General features: G+C 70.0%; 2 protein-coding genes. Both read right to left on the bottom strand.

Annotated features, from left to right (window positions below; translation table 11 throughout):
- Positions 1-51: 51 nt before the first annotated feature.
- On the bottom strand, positions 52-1,044 hold the full coding sequence (locus K789_RS0100500) for a lipid II:glycine glycyltransferase FemX (protein WP_024365036.1): 993 nt from the start codon (positions 1,042-1,044) through the stop codon (positions 52-54).
- A 4-nt stretch (positions 1,045-1,048) separates the two neighbouring features.
- Positions 1,049-2,341: a mannose-6-phosphate isomerase, class I gene (gene manA / locus K789_RS0100505; RefSeq protein WP_024365037.1), complete on the bottom strand. Its 1,293-nt coding sequence runs from the start codon at positions 2,339-2,341 to the stop codon at positions 1,049-1,051.
- Between the last annotated feature and the right edge of the window lie 203 nt (positions 2,342-2,544).

A 2,544-nucleotide genomic window follows, 5' to 3' on the forward strand; every position in this document is an offset into this window, starting at 1 on the left:
TGGCGCGGGGCATGTCCAGTGGGGGAGGGTGGGCCGAGCCGGAGGGCCAGGCTAGCGGCGGAGAGCCCCGCGGAGCCGGACGGGCAGCTTCCGCGCCGCGGTGACGCCTCGGCGCGCGGCCTGAGCGCACTTCCGGGCCAGCTGGTAGCCGCCGTAGCGCAAGGTCCGCACCGGGAGATCCCAGGTCCCGGGGTACGCGACTTCTCGGCCGCCGAAGGACTTCTTGAAGGCCGTGAAACCTGCCCACTTGTGGTCCGGCTGGTCTGCCGGTGCCACCCCCCAGAGATCCACATACTTCAGGCCCCGGTCCTTGGCATCTGCCATCAGCGTGACCAGCAGCGGAATCCCGGCGCTGAGCTTCCGGTGCGCGTCATCGAGCGCGGCGTGGGCATAGGTGCGCGTGTCCGCGGAATCGTAGGCCAGGGCGGCAGCGATCGGCTCTCCCTCGAGCTCGGCAATGAAGAGCGTGGCGGCTCCGGCCGGCATCAGTGAGCGGGCCACCTGGGTGAGGTAGTCGTCGCTCTGCGGCTTGAACCCATTGCGCGCCGCCGTCAGATGCAGGAACCCCAGCAGGACGGAGATGTCCTCCGGGTCCTGGCTGGAGCGGAACGTCACGCCCTTCTTGTGGATATTCCGGTACAGATTGCGGTTCGCCGGTTTCATGTCCGCGAGGACGTCCTTGAAGTCGCGGTCCAGGTCCACGATCCAGCTCAGTTCCGGCTGTTGGTTGGCCGGAGCGCGCCGGAGGCCGCGCGTGCGCAGGACAGCATCGGCGCCGGCGGCCGTGAAGCCGGCGTCGACCGGTTCAATCCGGACAAACACGGCCCCGCAGCTGCGGGCCAGGTCCGTCAGGGCCGCCAGGGCGGCGTCGAACGCGGCGAGGGACGCGGCGACCGGGCCGTAGGGTGCGTAGAGGAGTTTCCCGGCCGGGTTGTTTTCCTCGATGGCCAGGAAGCTCCAGCCGGGGCCGGAGCGCTGGTGCACGGTCCGGCCGAGGCTGCGCTGGAAGTCGGCCCAGGCGGGGTTCTGCAGGAAGTGGTCCACGGTCTCAGGCTTCCAGTGCGGTGGTGACGGCAAAGGCCAGGGCGGTCCCGGTGGCACCGGACGCGGCGTGCGCGTTGACCGGGGCCTCGGCCGCGGGCAGGAACGCGCTTGAGCCGCGGTCCAGCCGCAGCTCGCCCTTGGGGGAGTCAAGGAGCACGGATCCGGACACCACGATGATGACTGCGGCTCCTGACTGCGCCAGCGGGACGGGTTCCGCGCCGGGCTCCAGCACGATGCGCTGCAGCTGGAACTCGCGGAACGGCGGCCGGAAGACCTCCTGTCCCAGCATGGTGGTCTCGGGGCTCAGCATCGGCACGCCGGCGGACTCAAAGGAGATAGTCCGCAGCAGCTCGGGGACGTCGACGAATTTCGGGGTCAGTCCGCCGCGCAGCACGTTGTCCGAGGAGGCCATGACCTCGATGCCGAGGCCGTGCAGGTAGGCGTGGACGTTGCCGGCCGGCAAATAGACGGCCTCGCCCGGTGCCAGCGAGATCCTGTTGAGCAGCAGCGAAATCAGCACGCCCGGATCACCCGGGTACTGCGCGTTGAGGGTGACGACGGTGGACAGCTCCGCCTGGTAGGGCGCCGTCGGGGCGCCGGAGATGAGGGCTGACGCAATCGCGGCCGTTGCCTCCGCCACGTCCCCGCCACCGGCGATCAGCCGCTCGAAGGCCGAGCGCAGGGCCGTGTGCTCCTCGGGCTGTGCCAAATCCTGCAGCAGCAGCGGAACAAGCGGCGGGAGCTCGAGGCCTGCCAGCTCAAAATCCGCCACGAGCAGCTCGAAGACGGCGCGGGCGTCCGCCGCCGGTTTGAAGCCGCACAGCGCCTCGAAGGGTGTCAGCGCGAGGATCATCTCCGGCTTGTGGTTATCGTCCTTGTAATTGCGTTCCGCAGCCGCACGGTCGACGCCGGCGGCCTCCTCGCGGGCGAACCCCGCGCGGGCCTGCTCGAGCGTCGGGTGCACCTGGAGGGACAGGGGGCTGTCGGCGGCCAGGACCTTGAGCAGGAACGGGAGCCGCGGGCCGAACTCGGCCACACTGCCGCTGCCCAGATGGTGCTCCGGATCCTCCGCGATCAGCGCATCCAGGGCCAGGCGTCCGCCGTCGTCCGCCACCGCAGCGTGGGCGCCGGCCGACCCGGCACCTGCCGGGCTGAGCGCCACCGACGGGGAGTCCGGGTGCGCGCCGATCCACAGCTCCGCTTCGGGGCCGCCTGATGCTGCCCGGCCGAGGAGCCCGGCAATGGCTGTTGTGGAGCCCCAGGCGTAGGGCCGGAGGACATTTTCGAGTTCGTACACTGCCGGGTGTCCCTATCTGTTGTGGAAGCCTGTTTGCGGAAAACTGCTAGAGCGGGGCGCACTGGCCGTTCGTGGCGACGAGGTTGCGGATCGACTGTTCGTCGCCGTCGAGCTTGAACTGGTTCAGCATCTCTTCGGTGATCGGCTCGCCGTCCGGCGTGGTGGTCACCGGAGTGAAGTCCGACGACGGCGGCGCGGGCTGG

This window comes from Arthrobacter sp. TB 26, from assembly GCF_000427315.1.
Classification (GTDB): Bacteria; Actinomycetota; Actinomycetes; order Actinomycetales; family Micrococcaceae; genus Arthrobacter.